The sequence below is a fragment of the Actinomadura sp. CNU-125 genome (genome assembly GCF_001942465.1).
In the GTDB taxonomy this organism is placed as follows: domain Bacteria; phylum Actinomycetota; class Actinomycetes; order Streptosporangiales; family Streptosporangiaceae; genus Spirillospora.
Map to the genome: position 1 here is coordinate 1 of NZ_MKJY01000003.1, position 15,178 is coordinate 15,178.

The following is a 15,178-nucleotide window of genomic DNA, read 5'->3' on the forward strand; positions in this document are numbered from 1 at the left end:
CGCCCGTGCTCGACGCCCGCCGCGACGCCCGCGCGACGGACGGGCGGACGGAGAACGCGGCGGCGCGGGCGCTGCCCGTCGTGCGCGGCCAGCGCGGACGTCTCGACGTCCTGCGGGTACAGGTTGCGGCCCGCGATGACGATCACGTCCTTGAGCCGTCCGGTGACGAACAGCTCCCCGCCGTGCAGGAAGCCGAGGTCGCCCGTCCGGAGGTAGTCGGCGTCGTCGCGGAGGTCGGCGTCGAGGCCGGCGGCGCCGTCCGGCGGGGCGGCGGGGGACGCCGAGAACGTCTCGGCGGTCGGCACGGGCCGCCCGAAGTAGCCCGCCGCGACGTTGGGCCCGCGCACCCAGATCTCGCCGACCGTGCCGTCCGGGACGGGACGCCGGGTGCGCGGGTCGACGATCAGCGCCTCGTGCCCGTGGGCGACCGTCCCGCAGCTCACCACGTCCGCGGCGGGCCCGGCGCCCGCCGGGATCTCGCGGGCGGTGCCGCGTTCCAGCTCGGCCTTGTCGAGGCGGAGGCCGCGCATCGTCGTGCCGTCGGGCTTGCCGGACACGAACAGCGTCGCCTCCGCCATCCCGTAGCAGGGGATCAGCGCGGACTCCCGGTACCCGTACGGGGCGAACCGGTCGCGGAACCGGTCGAGGGTGGCCTTCAGCACCGGTTCCGCGCCGCAGTAGAGCTGCCGGAGCGTGCCGAGGTCCAACCCGGCGAGCTCGTCGCCGGACACGCCGTCCACGCACATGTCGAACGCGAAGTTCGGGGCGACGGAGATCGTGACGCCGTACTCGGACACGGCGCGCAGCCACCGGGCGGGCCGCTGCACGAAGTGGACGGGCGACATGATGACCAGCGGCCAGCCGCCGTGCAGCGCCAGCATGATGGTGCCCATCAGCCCCATGTCGTGGTACGGCGGCAGCCACGACAGGCCGATCCGGTCGGGGTCCGGGCCCATGTTCCGGTGCAGCACCATGCAATTGCTGACCAGATTGTCGTGGGTGAGAACAATTCCCTTCGGGTCTCCGGTGGACCCGGACGTGTACTGCAGCAGCGCCGGTTCACCGCACCGGACGGGCAATTCACCGACGCCGGACGCGGCGTCCGCGAAAAATGCGTCGTCCACGAATATCCAGCGCCGCGGACGCCGGTCGGCGGGCAGCCGCTCCGCCAGTTCGGCGGCCTCCGCCGCCTGCCACGCGGACGCGATCACCACGTCGGGCGCACTGTCGGCGATGATCGACAGGAACCGGTCGGCGGCCCGGCGGCCGGCCGGCGGGAAGGACGGGACCGCGGTCGCGCCGGCCGCGAAGATCCCGAACAGCGAGGCCACGTAGTGCAGGCCGGGGTCCACGGCGAGCAGGACGCGCGCCCCGTCCGCCCGCGCGCCGCCCCCGGCCTGCGGACCGGCCAGCTCGGCCGCCACCACCGCGGCGTGCCGCGCCAGCTCGCCGTAGGTCCAGTCGACCGCCTGGTCCGGTGTTCCGTCCGCGAGAAATCTGAAGGCGAGCCGATCGCCCTGTTCTCGCGCCCGTCGATGCAGAATTTCGGGCAATGGAATCGCAGATTGCTCCATTTACCGTCCCTGTCGAGAGGAAAACGACGACGGTCCGGAGATTTCCACGGCCCCGATGCTTCGGTCAATGGCCACGGGGGCGGCGGGGAGCAGATCTGTGTGCCGCGCCCAAGGCGGCCGGACGAAACTGGCGCGCCTGCACAACCGCGGCGCGGCGCCCCGGTGCACACGGGCCGGGGCGCCGCCTGGGAGGGCCGCGGCCTCAGGAGGTGCGCAGCAACCGCAACTGGTGCGCCGACCCCAGATGGGCGCCCCGCGGATCCCACGCGTCGATGGTCTCCTCGTTCCACCCGCTCGTCCCGGCGCTCCGCGTGCGCGCGCGCAGCAGCACCCAAGGCGACGACGCGGTCGCCAGCCCGTCGCCCGTCCGGACCGACAGCTCCATCGTCGGGACGAGCCGCAGGTCGTCCAGGACGGCCGCGTACGCGGGCGCGAGCGCGTCCATGAGCAGCATCAGGCGGTGGACGTCGGGGGCGTCGTCGTCTTCGAGCAGCCGGACCCACGCGGTCAGCTCCGGTTCCGCGCATCCCGCGTACGGACGGTTCGGGCCGACCGGGCGGATCTCCCAGAACTCCGAGATCGGGACGAACTCCGGCGGGATCCGGAAGATCTCGCAGTCCGGCGGCGGCGGCGCGGCGGGCGCGGGCGGCGCCACCGCCGGGCCGCCGGCCGCGTACGGCCCGGCGAAGATCGCGGACGCGTCGACGTGCACGCCCTCGCCCGTCCGCGCCTCCGCCGCGGTGGTCGTGACGCCGCCGGGCCGCAGCACCCGCGTCTCGACGGTGAACTCCCCGGCGAGCGCCCGGTGCATCCGCGCGACGCGCCGCAGCACCGCGTCCGGGGCGGCCCGCCGCTGCATCGCCGAGGTCAGCAGCGCCAGCGCCAGGCCGCCGTGCAGGCCGCCGAAGCCGAACAGCCGCTCGTCGGGCACCACCGGCCCGTCCGCCGGGGACCGCAGCAGCGCGCCGGGCGCGACGATCGCAGGAACCGTCATCGGCCACCTCCAGGTGAGTTGGATGATCCAACCCACCTTAGAGGGCAGCCGTCAACGATTCCCAGTCACCGCCGCCGGGCAGGTGGCCCCCTCCTGACGTTGACCTGCGGCGTGTTGCCCTTATCCGGGCGCCCATAAGGGCAACACGCCGCAGATCAACGAACTCGGCGGGACTAGTCGGTGCGGCCGGGCGAATCGTCCCCGAACTGGCGGAACGCCTGGACGGCCAGCCCGAGATCGATCACGTCCGCCGGGACCGCCAGCGAACGTCCGGTCAACTCCTCCAGCCGCCGCAGCCGGTTCTGCACCGTGTTGCGGTGGCAGAACAGGTCGTCGGCGACCCGGCTCGCCGAGCCGCCCGCGCGCAGCCACGCCTCCAGCGTCTCCAGCAGCGCGTCCCGGCGGCCCGCGTCCAGCGCCAGCACCGGCCCGAGCATCTGCGCCTGCAACTGCCGCGCCAGCCCGGGGTCGGCGTGCAGCATCGCCGCCGGGAACCGCTCCTCCAGGAACGCCACGCCCGGCCCGGCGCAGGCGTCCGCGCCGCCGCCTCCGCGCCCTGCCGCGCCCGCCCCAGCGACGCCAGCCCTTCGAGTGCGCCGCTGACGCCCGTCCGGTAGCCGCCGACGCCGTGCAGCGCGCCCGCCAGGCTCGTCGGCCCGGCCGTCCCGAGCACCGCCACGCCGACCGCGGTGACGCCGTGCCGCCGCCACACCAGCCGCGTGCCCTTCGCCCACGGCACGAGGTCCTCCTCCCGCACTCCCCCGTGGACGGGATGGCGCACCACCACCGCGTACCGTCCGCTCTCCGGGACGGCGAACGACCGGGCGACCGCCGCGACCGTGCGCCCCTCGTCGTCCCCGTTCAGCAGCGCGTCCAGCAGGTGTCCCGCGCGCCGCGGCTCCACGATCTCGTCGCGCGCGCCGCGCAGCGCCGTCACCGCCGCCGCCGAATGCTCCTCGGTGACCCGCCAGATCGCGTCGATCAGCAGCGCGACGTCCCGGTGGTCGAGGCCCTCCTCCATCGCCCACTGCGTCGACGCAAGCGACAGTTCGCGGCCGCCAAGGTGGTACGCCCGCAGCAGCGCGCGCTCTGGCACCCCCTGCCGTCCCCGCCGCGTCCCCGTCCGGTGCGGCATGTCGAGCGTCGCGGGGATCTCCGGGGACGGCAGCGTCACCGCGTCCAGCGCGCGGTCGATCGACCGCGCGATCCACTGCGGCGGTTCCTGCGACGGGATCGTCCCGCTGCTGCGGTAGGCGTGCTCGGCCTGCTTGAGCGAGTCCAGGACGCGCCCCGTCAGATGGTGCACCCGCAGGCGCATCGCCTTCTGGTAGCGCTGCCGGACGTCCGCGCCGACCTGGGGCCGATCATCGATCACAGGTGTACGGACATGCGTGCCTTCGGGCATGGCGTTCCTCTCGGAGATCGACGGAATGCCACCTCGTACCGGGCCGGAAGCCCGGGGGCGGGGGGCGACTCCGCCAGTCTCGGTCACCCGTTCGACCCGCTCCAGACGTCTTTCGACCGGTCACGGACCGTGACACCATCGGAGTCCGTTTCTTGTTATGGTCGGTAACTTTGCGCCCTGCGTCCGAAGTCGATCACGCGGCGACCGCGACGCCCACGTCAGCCGCCGCCCGGCGCGCCCGCGCCCCGCCCCGCGAGCCCGCCCGCCCGCCGCCCCGGACCGTCCTGGATCGGTCAAAATGGCCATCGAGGGATCACATGGGAGCAATCGTTCCCTTACTCGACACTCGGGGAACAACCGGCGATTTCGCCGATGCGGACGCCGGTCCACACCCGTTCGTGCACGGCCGGAACCACCGGCGAGGCCCCGGGACCTCTCAGACGGACGACCCCCCTCGTGAGACCCACATCACACGGAGGCGATGTCACACTCGTCCCCGGGACCCTCCTCTCACAGGCATGGAGGCCACCGGCATCACCGACACCGCGACCCGCGTCTTCGCCGACCACCGCGAGCTGCTCTTCTCGGTCGTCTACAACCTGCTCGGCAGCGTCGCCGACACCGAGGACGTCCTCCAGGACACGTGGCTGGCGTGGGCGCGCGCGACCGCCCCGAGGTGACGAACCCGCGCGCCTACCTCGTCCGCATCGCCGTCAACGCGGCCCTCGCCCGGCAGGCCGCGATCAGCCGCCGCCGCGAGACCTACATCGGCCCCTGGCTGCCCGACCCGCTCGTCGCGGGCGCCGACGAGTCCGCCGAACGGACCGAGGCCGTCTCGATGGCCCTGCTCGTCGTCCTGGAGACCCTCTCGCCGCTCGAACGGGCCGTGTTCGTCCTGCACGAGGTGTTCGGCTACCCGCACCCCGAGATCGCCGCGATCCTGGACCGCAGCCCGTCCGCCGTCCGGCAGCTCGCCCACCGCGCCCGCGCGCACGTCCACGCCCGCCGCCCCCGGTTCCCGACGGACCCGGGCGTCCAGCGGCAGGCGACCGAGCGGTTCCTGCGCGCCGCCCTCGGCGGCGACATCGGCACGCTCCTGGAGATCCTCGCCCCGGACGCACCCTCTGGATGGACGCCGGCGGCAAGCGCGGCACCCCCCTGCGCCCGATCCACGGCCGCGACCGCGTCGCCCGCACCCTCGCCGCCACCGCGCCCCGCCGGACCGACCTCGACATCGACTACCGCACCGTCAACGGCGACCCGTCCGCCGTCTTCTTCGCCGACGACGCCCCCTTCGCCGTCATGGTCCTCGACCTCGACGGCGACCACATCACCGGCATCTACACCGTCACGAACCCCGACAAACTCCCGGACGCCGACTAGCGCGGCGCCCACGACCGTCCACCGAGCCGACGGTCCCGTCCTGATGTTGATCTGCGGCGTGTTGCCCTTATCCGGCCGCTCATAAGGGCAACACGCCGCAGATCAACGAACCCAGGTGAACCTTGGTGGTCGCCGCACTAGGATCGGCGGACGCCGCCCCCCGGAGCCGACGCCGTGACCCGTTCCCTGCTCGCCGTGATCCGTCCCGTCGCCATCGCCGTGCTCTTCGCGTTGATGGGCGGCCCCATGGTCTACGTGGGCGTCCGGCAGGCGACCGTCGGCTCGACGCTCGACGACCGCGGACGACGCGCCGTCGGCACCGTCCTGGACACGCGGGAGAAGAGGACGAGCACGGGCAAGACCGCGGGCCACCGCACCGAACTCCACGTCGAATTCACGACCGCCGACGGCGCCCGCCGCACCTTCTGGGACGGGGGCGAAGCCGCCGTCGGCGACACCGTCGACATCACCTACGACCCCGAGAACCCCGAAACCGTCATCATCGGGACACCGGCGAGCAGCATGTCGGTCGGCGGGATCGGCCTCGCCGCGACCGGCGGCATCCTGCTCCTGGCCGCGCTCGCCGCCACACCGTTCTACCTGCGCCGCTCCCTGAGGGCGGCACGCACCGCCGCCCCTCCCCGCCACGCCCGGTGACCCCGGGGAACGACCGCGAGCCGCCCTCGGCGGGACGGCCGGGTCGGACGGACGTGCGGTGCGGCGTGCGGGGCGGGTCAGCGGTTCGGCAGCATGCACACGGTGTCGAGGCCCAGCACGTGGTTGAGCCGTCCGAAGGCGAGCCACGAGCCGATGCTCATGCTCAGCTCCACGATCTCGACCTGGCCGTAGTGCGCGGTCATCCGGTCCCAGAACTCCTCGTCGAGGCCGTGGGGGTCGAGCGCGTACCGCTCGGCGTACTCGGCGGCGAGGCGGGTGCGGTCGTCGAACGCGTCGGTGGTGCGCCACTCGGTCACCGCGTCGAGGAACCCGTCCTCGACCTTCTCGCCGTCCCGGTCGGTCCGCCAGTCGAGGCAGAAGGCGCACCCGTTGACCTGCGCGATCCGCAGTCGCGCGGCCTCGAACTCGCGGAGCCCGAGCGTCGTGTGGGCGTACACCGACATGGAGAAGTTCGCGGCGGCGGGCCCGATGCCGGGCACCATCTCGCCCCACACGTACTCGATCGGGTCCTTGCCTTCGGGGATGTCGATGTTCATCGTGCCGTCCTTCCGAGCTTGCCGGTCGCGGGACGCATCGGGACGTCGAGCGCGTCGTAGAGTCCGGGTTCGGCCGCGACGAGCCAGTCGATCGCGCCGACGAGCCGTCCGACCGCGGTGGCGTTCCCGCCCGCCGCACGGTTCCCGGTCTCGTCGGTGGCCTCGACCGTCACCTCGATGCGCGGGACGCCCTCGATGATCACGCGGTGCGCGCCGTCGCCGTCCGGCGGCATCGGCCAGTCGGTGGCGCAGGTCGGGTGGATGCGGGTGACGTGCTCGACCACGATGAGGGGTTCGCCCCCGACGATGCCCTGCACCTCGAACCGCACCGCGCCCTGCGTGCCCTTCTCGAAGTCGCCCATCGACTCGGTGCTCACGGTGGCGTCCAGCGGGCGCCGCTCCAGGGTCTCGCGGACCTCGTCGAGCTCGACGCCGAGCCCCCGGGCGATCAGCCGCACCTGCCCGCCCCACACCATGGTCGGGACGGTCGGCGCGAGCATCGGCGGCTCGTAGTCCATCGGCTGGCCCATGCCGACGAGGTACCGCACCGAATCGGGCTGGTCGTAGGTGGAGTAGTCGAAGATCTCCTGGCACCGGACGACGTCCACCTCGGTGCCGAGGCCGCTGACCAGCAGCGGCAGCACGTCGTTGCCCCAGCCCGGGTCGACGCCGGAGACGAACAGCGAACCGCCGCCCTCCGCGACGGCGTCCAGCACGGCCCGCCGCATCTCCGGCGGGGCGTTGCGCTGGTCGTAGAGCGCGTACAGCGCGGGGGTGACGACCACCGCACCGGCCCGGATCGCCCGCACGATGTCGGCGAGGGCCTCGTCGGGCCGCACGTCGCCGGACGCCGCGTACACGACGGCCCCGGGGCCCGCGTCGAGCACCGCGCCGACGTCGTCGGTCGCCGCGACGCCGAGCGCGCGTCCGATCTCACCGAGCTCACCGGCGTCCCGCCCGACCTTTCCGGGGTCGTGGACGAGCACGTCCGTGAGTTCCAGCGCGGGGTGGGCCTCGACGGCCCGGAGGGCCAGCCGACCGACGTTACCGGTGCCCCAGACGACCGTGGAGATCATACGCCGGAGGTTAACAGGGGCCCGAACGGTTGCCAAGCAAGCATTTGGTTCACTGACCGTAACCGATTACCCCGAGTGCGTGATCAGACGTAAGTTACTCTCGCGTACGTTGTGGCTTTTCCTGCACGGTCGATGTAGAACCTGTTCCAACCCACCCTGACCGTGAGGGAGCTCACATGAGTGACCCGTCCCTGCCAACACGCCGATCGGCGGGAGTGTCCCGCCGTGGATTCATCGCTGGAACCGGTTCCATCCTGGGACTCGGCCTGCTGTCCCAGACGAGCCACGCCGCCGCGGCCACGACCTCGATCGGTAACGGCGAGCGCGTTCCGGTCCTGATCATCGGATCGGGCTACGGCGGCTCCGTCGCCGCCCTGCGCCTCGCCCAGGCCGGCATCGACGTGCACATGATCGAGATGGGCAAGGCCTGGGACACCCCCGGCTCGGACGGCAAGATCTTCGCGAACACCAAGACCCCGGACGTCCGCTCCTACTGGCTCCGCACCCGCACCAAGCAGCCGATCAGCAACTTCCTCGGCTTCCCGCTGGACAAGGACGTCCCCCGGCACACCGGAATCCTGGACGCCGAGGACTTCAGCGGCATCACCGTCTACCAGGGACGCGGCGTCGGCGGCGGCTCGCTCGTCAACGGGGGCATGGCCGTCACCCCGAAGCGCGAGCGGTTCGGCGCGATCCTCCCGTCCGTGGACGCCGACGAGATGTACGACGTCTACTACCCGCGCGCCAACGCCGGGCTCGGCGTCAACGAGATCGACCGGGCCTGGTTCGACACCACCGACTGCTACCAGTACGCGCGCGTCGGACGTAAGCACGCCGAACGTTCCGGCTTCGACTTCGTCTACGTGCCCAACGTGTACGACTTCAACTACATGAAGCAGGAAGCGGCCGGGAACGTTCCGAGATCGGCGCTCGCCGGCGAGATCCTCTACGGCAACAACGCGGGCAAGAAGTCGCTCCAGCAGACCTACCTCGCCCAGGCCAAGGCGACCGGCCGCGTCACGATCTCGCCCCTGCACCGCGTCACCTCGGTGACTCCGGCGTCCGGCGGCTACACCGTCACCATCGAGCAGCTCGACACCGGCGGCAACGTCACGGCCACCAAGACGGTGACGGCCGGAAAGGTCTTCTTCGCCGCGGGCAGCGTCGGCACCAGCAAGCTCCTCACGAAACTCAAGGCGACCGGCGCGCTGCCGGGCCTCAACGGCGAGGTCGGCAAGGGCTGGGGCGACAACGGCAACATCATGTGCGGCCGCGCCAACCACATGTGGGACCCGACCGGCTCGCTCCAGTCGTCCATCCCCACCGTCGGCATCGACAACTGGGACGAGGGCGGCGCCTTCGCCGAGGTGGCCCCGCTCCCCACCGGCATCGAGACCTACGCCTCCCTCTACCTGTCGGTCACCAACAACCCGCACCGCGCCCAGTTCTCCTGGAACGCCGGAACCGGCAAGGTCGACCTGAACTGGCAGACGTCCTGGAAACAGGCGGGCATCGACATGGCCAAGTCGGTCTTCGACAAGATCAACCGCAAGGAGGGGACGATCTACCGCACCGACCTCTTCGGCGTGTACAAGATCTGGGGCGACCACCTCACGTAACCACCCGCTCGGCGCGCCGTCCTCAACAAGGCCACCGACAACCACGGCCGCCTCCACGGCCACCCGGGCCTGTACGTGATCGACGGCGCGCTCATCCCCGGCAACACCAGCGTCAACCCGTTCGTCACCATCACCGCCCTGGCCGAACGGAACATCGACAAGATCATCGGCACCGACTTCTAACGCCCCCGCGGCCCCGGCCACAGCCTCCGTGGCGGGGTCGCCCCCTCCTAATGTTGATCTGCGGCGTGTTGCCCTAACTCGGGCGCCCATAAGGGCAACACGCCGCAGATCAACGAACCCAGGTGGACCTTGCTGGTCACCGCGCTAGCCTCGCCAGGCTTGGAACTCCACCTCGAACTCGTCCCGGGTGACGACGTTGACCTTCCGGAGATCGACCTTCGCCGTGCCGTCCTGCAGGTCCGTGATGTGCGCGTTGCCGATCTTCCAGACGCCGAGCAGACCCGAGTGTTCCGCGCCCACCCCCATGAAGGCGGAGCGCTGCTTGCGCATCACCTTCGCCAGTTCGGCGGCGTCGCGCGCGTTCACCAGGGTCACGCCGACCGCTGTGGCCAGGGCCGGCACTCGGCCGCCGACGGTGGCGCGGCTGTCGGCGAGCGCCCGCGCGGCCGCGAGCCGAGCGTCCGGCGAGGCGTTGCGGAGCGCGTCGTTGTACGCCCGGCACGCGTCGGCGATCTCCTTGTACACCGCCTGCACGGCCGTGTTCACCTCGACGGTCGTGGTGACCAGCGAACGCTTCTTGACCGAGAGCGCGAACTCCACGACCTTTTTGACCTTGCCGTTCAGTTCGCTGATCGCCCCGGCGACTGAATCGACCGAAGTCGTCGACGCGGTGAGCGCGTCTTTGCCCAGATCATCGAACTTCTCGATCGCCAGGGCCGCACCGTGCGCGCCACGGTACTCCATCAGGTCGCCGTCCCCGCCCCAGGAAGATTCGCCAGCTTGTCTCCGTCGTACACATCGGGAAAGAGGTGCTCGACCCAGTAGTTGGAGTTCTTGACCGCCGCGAGGCAGAACTCCTTCTCCGCGTCTCGGCGCGCGTCGCTTTCGCTGTGGAATTCCCCGACGAGATTGATCTTGTCGGCCTTCAGCATCCCGTTACCCCCATTCGCCGTGGATTCATAATCCACGCATCGGGTAACGGATGCCACGCTTCGTTCCTGACCGCTTGCGGCCAGTGATCATCGCAGGGCATCGAGGCAGAACCGGACGGACAGTCTGCGAAGTAGACGCCGGCGACGACCGGACCAGCTACCGGTCGTACCGCCCAGAGCGGATCTCGTCCGCCAAGACACCGAACACCGCCCGCCCAACAAGGACCCTCGGCCCGTCCGGGTCTTTGGAGTCCCGCACAGCAACGACCGCAGCCAGCCCGGCCACCTCAACGCAGTTGCCCCCTTCGGAGTCACTGCGGGAGCTCTTGCGCCAACACACTGACGATGGATCGGCGGTACTCACGGAGCTCCATGATGCTCTGGATGACGTTGGCGGAATCTTTGGCGCTGAACGCCTCGGACCTGACTACGTCGAAGAGTACGGCAAGTTGCCGTACTACATCGCTATCTGTGAGCATCTGCGCGTTTCCCGCCGTACCTTCCATGTATGCGATGTCCTGCTGTCGCCTGAAGCTAAGAACCTGATATCCGGTCGGATGGAAGACAAGAGCGTCTGCGGGCAGGACTTGGACGGAGAACTTCGGGTTGTCCATCAATTCCAACAATCTCTTGCACTGACCAACACGCACCTCTGGACGCAAGTCACGTATCACCGCTTCTCTAATCAGCAGAAAAATCCAAGGAGGATCCTCCCTACTCAGCAGGACTTGACGCTCCATCCGGATGGAAACAAGTTCTTCGAGTTTGTCCGACTGCAGCCCAACGCTCAGCACGAGCCGGGCGTACTCTTCCGTCTGCAGCAGACCCGGAATAAGCAGCGGCTCGTAGATATTGATCCTAACCGCTTCTTTTTCCGCGCCGATCAGGGGACGAAAACCTCTCGGAATCAACCCATTCTTACGTGCTTCAATGTGCATGCCCCAGAGACGCCAAAAAGGCCACTCGCCGCAAAAAAGGTGTCCAGATCTTCGGCAAGCCCTTCCGACGGGGGCTTCTCGAACGTCTCGATCTTGGATATCCACTGAGGCGAGCACCCCAACGCCTGAGCGAGCTTGTTTCGAGACAGACCCGCGTTCTCCCGCCGAACCCGCAACTCGGCAACGAAGACCTCCTGGTAGGTGGTGAGGTCGTTGCTCTGACTGGATGCCATGGGACGCTCCGTGGGTGCAGGGCGGGTGTCGGGGGGTGCCGCCGGGTGTCGCTCGGGTGCCGTAGGGGTGTCACTGGTTCATAGCGCAGAGTAATTGCGCCCTGCAAGGCTCGTCATCATCCTTTCGGACGACATCGCAAAGACTTTCGAGCCGATGAACGATCAAGAACTCGCGGAGCTTCGCACGCGATACCCCGCCTGGAACATCCGCAAGCCGCCGAACGCGGAATGCCTAGTGGCGACCCGCATGGGACATACTCTGTCCGATCGGGAGATTTACCACGGCCTGTCCACGACCCTCATCGAGAACACGTACGTCGCCCCCGTCGAGGCACTGGCCAACCAAAACGAAATCGAGGATCGACTGTGATGTCGCCCCTCATCCTCGCCGGCACCTCGATCTTGCTGGTCCTCATCGTCTTCGTGTTCACGGTTCTCGGGATCGCGGCCTACAACGACAACGGTTACGTCGGCAAACACCGATAACCGCACAAGCTCGGCTGCCGCCCTCCGGTTCCCACCCCTGTGCCCCGGCCCCTGGCCGGCGGGAACCATCCCCTCGGGGGCGGCAGCCGTCCATCCCCACCGCGCCCCGGCAGCCGAAATCAAGCCGACTCGTCGGGCGCCGTTCCTAATCGGTGTCCAGGAGTGGGGCTTAGCCCGGGTCCTGATTCTGCGCGTCCCGAACGGTGTCGGATGTGCTGGTCGTTCCGGTTCGGTCTGGACGGTCCGATGCCCCGCACGATCGCTCCGGTCGTGCGGGGGCGGTGCCGTCCGTCGCCGGATCGGAGGCGTCACGCTCGCACTCGATCGGCCGTCATCGTGGCGGTCTCTGCGCGGTTTCTCACTTGGAGTCGAGGCGGCCCAGTGGGTGGGCGGGGTCGGCCAGGACCGCTTGGACTTCGGTCCAGGCGGTGTGGTCGATGCCGAGGGCGTGGCGCAGGTAGGCGAGGGTGACCTGCTGGACGAGCGCGACGCGTGCCGGGTTCTCGTCGGTGGTCTCGGCGGCGTCGTAACCGGCGATGCCGCCGAGGAAGTGCTGCGCGCCGAAGAGGGTGAGCAGGCTCTTGTCGCCCGAGCTGAGGGTATACGGGTCGGCGGTCCAGTCGGCTCCACGGGTCGACAGCGGGAGTTCGTCCTTGTCTCCGGCGACCACGAGGGTCGGCGCGGTGATGTGGGAGAAGTCCTGGTCGCGCAGCCAGGGGAGGTTCTCGGCGGCGTACGGGGTCAGGTCGTCGCCGCCCTTCCCGGCCGTGGCCAGCAGGACGCCCGCCGTGACGCGCGTGTCGGAGAGATCCTCGGCGACGCCGGTCTGCGGGTCGGTGACGCGCAGGCCCAGCAGGATCGCGGCCGTCTGCCCGCCGAAGGAGTGCCCGGCCGCGGCGACCCGACCGCGGTCCGGGCGTCCGGTCAGGCCGGGGACGGACGCTTCCAGCACATCGAGGCCGTCGAGGACGCGCTTCATGTCCTCCACGCGGAACCGCCACACCTGAGGGTCGTGGGCGGGGCCGCTCAGCCTTCGGGAGTCCAGGTGCGTCGCCTGGATCACCACGAAGCCGTGAGCCGCCCAGTAGTCGGTGAGAGGCGCGTAGCCGTCGAGGTTCGAGCCGAACCCGTGCGCGAACAGGACGATCGGCAGGTCGCGCCCGGTAACCGGCGCGGACACTCGGACGTGCAGATCCGCGCCGCGTCCGGGGGCGGGCAGCACGATCGGCTTGACCGAGACGATCGGAGTGATTTCGGACGTCATGAACGCTTCCTTCGTACCCGGCGGTCGGGCCCGATCGGGTCCGTACCGGGTACGCTAAAAGCTGACATCGATGTCAGGGGCAAGCCATGTGCCGCACTTCACGGAGGTGGGCTGATGCGGATCGGGGAACTCGCCTCGAAGACAGGGGTCAGCGTCCGCTCCCTGCGGTACTACGAGCAGCAGGGCCTGCTCGCGGCCGAACGCAGTTCGAGCGGCCAGCGGCACTACCCCGAGGGCGCGGTCGAGCGGGTGCGGCTGATCCAGCGGTTGTTCACGGCCGGTCTGTCCAGCCGGACGATCGCCGAGCTGCTGCCGTGCGTCGTCGACGGGCGCGCCACGCCCGAGCTGCTCGCCCGGCTGGCCGCCGAACGCGAGCGGATCGACCGGCAGGTCGCCGAGCTGGTCGGCACGCGCGACCAGCTCGATTCCGTCATCACCGGCGCGGCACGAACCTGCGCACCGGCCGGACCTGTGAGGCGCGCACCGATCTACCGGGCTGACCCCCTTATTTGGTGATGGAGGCGAGGGCGCGGTCGGGTTCCCAGTGGGCTCGCATGGACGTGACGAGGCCCGCGTCGTCGACCTTGTAGATCAGGACGCAGTCGATCGTCACCTTGGAGCCGTCGCCCATCGTCGTCGTGATCGTGGTGACGTTGGCGCAGGAGTCGCCGTTGGCGAACGAGTCGCGGATGTGGAATCGGAACCGGGCCACCGTCGCGATGTTGTTGTCCCAGAACGCGGCGATGCCCTCGTGGCCTCGGTGGCCCTCGCCGGACGGGTCCATGAAGGACGGGCCGACGGGGTCTTCGAGGAGGCAGTCGGTGGTGAAGAGCTTCAGCCACGCGTCCTTGTCCTCGGCGAGGACGGCCGCCATGGACGCGCGGGAAGCGCGGCGGGCGGGGTGGTCGGCGTCCGGGGCGTCCCAGATAACGGCTTCCATGGCAGAACTGTAACCTGTTCCTGTTTTGGCGTCGATGGGTCAGTTCGCCTTGCCGATGACGGTCTCGGCGAAGCGTTCGAGGTGCTCGATCTTCTTGGCGAGGGGCTCGGTGTCGGGGCCCTTGACGTAGGGGTTGCGGAAGCCCACGATCACGTCGGTGACGCCCTTGTCCTCCAGGCGCTTCACGCCGTCGGGCGTGTAGGCGTCCATCGAGATCACGTGGATCTCGAAGGGGTCGGCGGCCTTGCCTTCGGCCTCGCGGATCGCGTTGATCCTGGTCAGGAGGGCGTCGAGGTCGTCGCCGCCGCCCGCGTGCATCCAGCCGTCGCCGCGCACGACGGCGCGGCGCAGCGCGGGTTCGCTGTGCCCGCCGACGAGGATCGGGAGCGGACGGGCCGGGTTGATCTTGATCGCGGGGACGTCGAAGAACTCGCCGTGGAACTCGAAGTACTCGCCGGTGCCCAGGCCGCGGATGATATCGATGGCCTCGTCCATGCGCTTGCCCCGGCGCTCCCACGGGACGCCCATCACCCGGAAGTCCTCGGGCCACGGGCTCAGGCCGACGCCGAGGCCGAGCCGGTCGCCGATCAGGCCGGTGATCGACATCGCCTGCTTGGCCACCAGGACGGGCGGACGCACCGGGAGCTTGAGGACGAACGGGGTGAAGCGGATACGGGACGTCACGGCGCCCATCGCGGCGATCAGCGTGAACGTCTCGATGAACGCCTTGTCCTCCAGGAATCCGCGGTCGCCCGTCTCGGTGTACGGGTACGAGGTGTCGGATTCCTTCGGATAGATGAGCGAGTCGGCGACGGAGATGCTCGTGTATCCCGCGTCCTCGGCCGCCCGCGGAGCGGGAGGTAGTGGGCCGGGTCGGTCATCGCCTCGGCGTAGGTGAACCGCATCACCGAATACTAGAACGTGTTGCAGTTACGCG

Annotated in this window: 20 protein-coding genes and 1 pseudogene; 7 read left to right on the top strand and 14 right to left on the bottom strand. The window is 69.9% G+C overall.

The annotated features are described in order from the left end of the window. The 4 genes from BJF79_RS00365 to BJF79_RS57780 all read right to left on the bottom strand — a co-directional run. The coding region (locus tag BJF79_RS00365) for a fatty acyl-AMP ligase (protein ID WP_075894485.1) at nucleotides 1-1,553 on the bottom strand (1,553 nt) is incomplete at its 3' end. Between the two features lie 223 nt (nucleotides 1,554-1,776). Further along, nucleotides 1,777-2,568 (bottom strand): acyl-CoA thioesterase domain-containing protein, encoded by a 792-nt coding sequence (locus BJF79_RS00370; RefSeq protein ID WP_083733049.1) that lies wholly within the window; start codon nucleotides 2,566-2,568, stop codon nucleotides 1,777-1,779. A 173-nt stretch (nucleotides 2,569-2,741) separates the two neighbouring features. Then, a complete protein-coding gene (locus BJF79_RS66325) occupies nucleotides 2,742-2,936 on the bottom strand; it encodes a helix-turn-helix domain-containing protein (RefSeq protein WP_410050015.1) in 195 nt (64 codons plus the stop codon). Then, a complete protein-coding gene (locus BJF79_RS57780) occupies nucleotides 2,843-3,973 on the bottom strand; it encodes a hypothetical protein (protein WP_262401308.1) in 1,131 nt (376 codons plus the stop codon). Before BJF79_RS57780 ends, BJF79_RS66325 begins: the two co-directional genes overlap by 94 nt. A gap of 518 nt (nucleotides 3,974-4,491) precedes the next feature. Here BJF79_RS57780 and BJF79_RS57785 point away from each other — a divergent pair. The 3 genes from BJF79_RS57785 to BJF79_RS00390 all read left to right on the top strand — a co-directional run bounded on the left by BJF79_RS57785 (nucleotide 4,492) and on the right by BJF79_RS00390 (nucleotide 6,013). Next, on the top strand, nucleotides 4,492-4,653 hold the full coding sequence (locus BJF79_RS57785; protein WP_262401309.1) for a sigma factor: 162 nt from the start codon (nucleotides 4,492-4,494) through the stop codon (nucleotides 4,651-4,653). After that, nucleotides 4,626-5,441, top strand: coding sequence for a sigma factor-like helix-turn-helix DNA-binding protein (locus BJF79_RS00385; RefSeq protein ID WP_262401310.1), 816 nt, complete (start codon nucleotides 4,626-4,628; stop codon nucleotides 5,439-5,441). Before BJF79_RS57785 ends, BJF79_RS00385 begins: the two co-directional genes overlap by 28 nt. An 89-nt stretch (nucleotides 5,442-5,530) precedes the next feature. Beyond that, the gene (locus BJF79_RS00390) at nucleotides 5,531-6,013 is read left to right on the top strand and encodes a DUF3592 domain-containing protein (protein ID WP_075894488.1); all 483 of its coding nucleotides are present in this window, start codon (nucleotides 5,531-5,533) and stop codon (nucleotides 6,011-6,013) included. A 77-nt stretch (nucleotides 6,014-6,090) separates the two neighbouring features. Here BJF79_RS00390 and BJF79_RS00395 read toward each other — a convergent pair whose 3' ends face one another. Next, a complete protein-coding gene (locus BJF79_RS00395; RefSeq protein WP_075894489.1) occupies nucleotides 6,091-6,570 on the bottom strand; it encodes a carboxymuconolactone decarboxylase family protein in 480 nt (159 codons plus the stop codon). Continuing rightward, entirely contained in the window at nucleotides 6,567-7,646 is a 1,080-nt protein-coding gene (locus tag BJF79_RS00400) for a dihydrodipicolinate reductase (RefSeq protein ID WP_075894490.1), read from the bottom strand. Before BJF79_RS00400 ends, BJF79_RS00395 begins: the two co-directional genes overlap by 4 nt. Nucleotides 7,647-7,822: 176 nt before the next feature. Here BJF79_RS00400 and BJF79_RS00405 point away from each other — a divergent pair, with 176 nt between their 5' ends. Together BJF79_RS00405 and BJF79_RS57790 are read left to right on the top strand one after the other, a co-directional pair. Then, nucleotides 7,823-9,265, top strand: a complete 1,443-nt coding sequence (locus tag BJF79_RS00405; protein ID WP_262401311.1) for a GMC family oxidoreductase N-terminal domain-containing protein — start codon at nucleotides 7,823-7,825, stop codon at nucleotides 9,263-9,265. Nucleotides 9,266-9,304: 39 nt separating this feature from the next. Further along, nucleotides 9,305-9,448, top strand: a pseudogene (locus BJF79_RS57790) (GMC oxidoreductase); the annotation flags it as partial. A gap of 144 nt (nucleotides 9,449-9,592) precedes the next feature. On the opposite strand, the gene BJF79_RS00410 reads toward BJF79_RS57790, so the two are convergent. The 5 genes from BJF79_RS00410 to BJF79_RS66330 all read right to left on the bottom strand — a co-directional run bounded on the left by BJF79_RS00410 (nucleotide 9,593) and on the right by BJF79_RS66330 (nucleotide 11,551). Beyond that, complete coding sequence (locus BJF79_RS00410) at nucleotides 9,593-10,192, bottom strand: hypothetical protein (RefSeq protein ID WP_075894491.1); 600 nt, start codon at nucleotides 10,190-10,192, stop codon at nucleotides 9,593-9,595. Beyond that, nucleotides 10,192-10,380, bottom strand: a complete 189-nt coding sequence (locus BJF79_RS00415) for a hypothetical protein (protein WP_075894492.1) — start codon at nucleotides 10,378-10,380, stop codon at nucleotides 10,192-10,194. The genes BJF79_RS00410 and BJF79_RS00415 overlap by 1 nt, the downstream gene beginning before the upstream one ends. Before the next feature lie 157 nt (nucleotides 10,381-10,537). Next, nucleotides 10,538-10,744: a DUF397 domain-containing protein gene (locus tag BJF79_RS00420; RefSeq protein ID WP_075894493.1), complete on the bottom strand. Its 207-nt coding sequence runs from the start codon at nucleotides 10,742-10,744 to the stop codon at nucleotides 10,538-10,540. Beyond that, on the bottom strand, nucleotides 10,692-11,318 hold the full coding sequence (locus tag BJF79_RS00425) for a DUF5753 domain-containing protein (protein ID WP_143219616.1): 627 nt from the start codon (nucleotides 11,316-11,318) through the stop codon (nucleotides 10,692-10,694). The genes BJF79_RS00420 and BJF79_RS00425 overlap by 53 nt, the downstream gene beginning before the upstream one ends. Continuing rightward, nucleotides 11,288-11,551, bottom strand: a complete 264-nt coding sequence (locus BJF79_RS66330) for a helix-turn-helix domain-containing protein (RefSeq protein WP_075894495.1) — start codon at nucleotides 11,549-11,551, stop codon at nucleotides 11,288-11,290. Before BJF79_RS66330 ends, BJF79_RS00425 begins: the two co-directional genes overlap by 31 nt. Before the next feature lie 154 nt (nucleotides 11,552-11,705). Here BJF79_RS66330 and BJF79_RS54985 point away from each other — a divergent pair, with 154 nt between their 5' ends. Next, nucleotides 11,706-11,921 (top strand): hypothetical protein, encoded by a 216-nt coding sequence (locus BJF79_RS54985; protein ID WP_075894496.1) that lies wholly within the window; start codon nucleotides 11,706-11,708, stop codon nucleotides 11,919-11,921. A gap of 474 nt (nucleotides 11,922-12,395) precedes the next feature. Here BJF79_RS54985 and BJF79_RS00440 read toward each other — a convergent pair whose 3' ends face one another. Further along, nucleotides 12,396-13,301, bottom strand: coding sequence for an alpha/beta hydrolase family protein (locus tag BJF79_RS00440; RefSeq protein ID WP_075894497.1), 906 nt, complete (start codon nucleotides 13,299-13,301; stop codon nucleotides 12,396-12,398). Nucleotides 13,302-13,415: 114 nt separating this feature from the next. Here BJF79_RS00440 and BJF79_RS00445 point away from each other — a divergent pair, with 114 nt between their 5' ends. Next, the gene (locus BJF79_RS00445) at nucleotides 13,416-13,817 is read left to right on the top strand and encodes a MerR family transcriptional regulator (protein ID WP_262401312.1); all 402 of its coding nucleotides are present in this window, start codon (nucleotides 13,416-13,418) and stop codon (nucleotides 13,815-13,817) included. Here the strand turns inward: BJF79_RS00445 and BJF79_RS00450 are convergent. Next, nucleotides 13,807-14,241 (bottom strand): nuclear transport factor 2 family protein, encoded by a 435-nt coding sequence (locus tag BJF79_RS00450; protein ID WP_075894498.1) that lies wholly within the window; start codon nucleotides 14,239-14,241, stop codon nucleotides 13,807-13,809. The genes BJF79_RS00445 and BJF79_RS00450 overlap by 11 nt on opposite strands. Before the next feature lie 39 nt (nucleotides 14,242-14,280). Then, complete coding sequence (locus BJF79_RS00455; protein ID WP_262401313.1) at nucleotides 14,281-15,171, bottom strand: LLM class flavin-dependent oxidoreductase; 891 nt, start codon at nucleotides 15,169-15,171, stop codon at nucleotides 14,281-14,283. Between the last annotated feature and the right edge of the window lie 7 nt (nucleotides 15,172-15,178).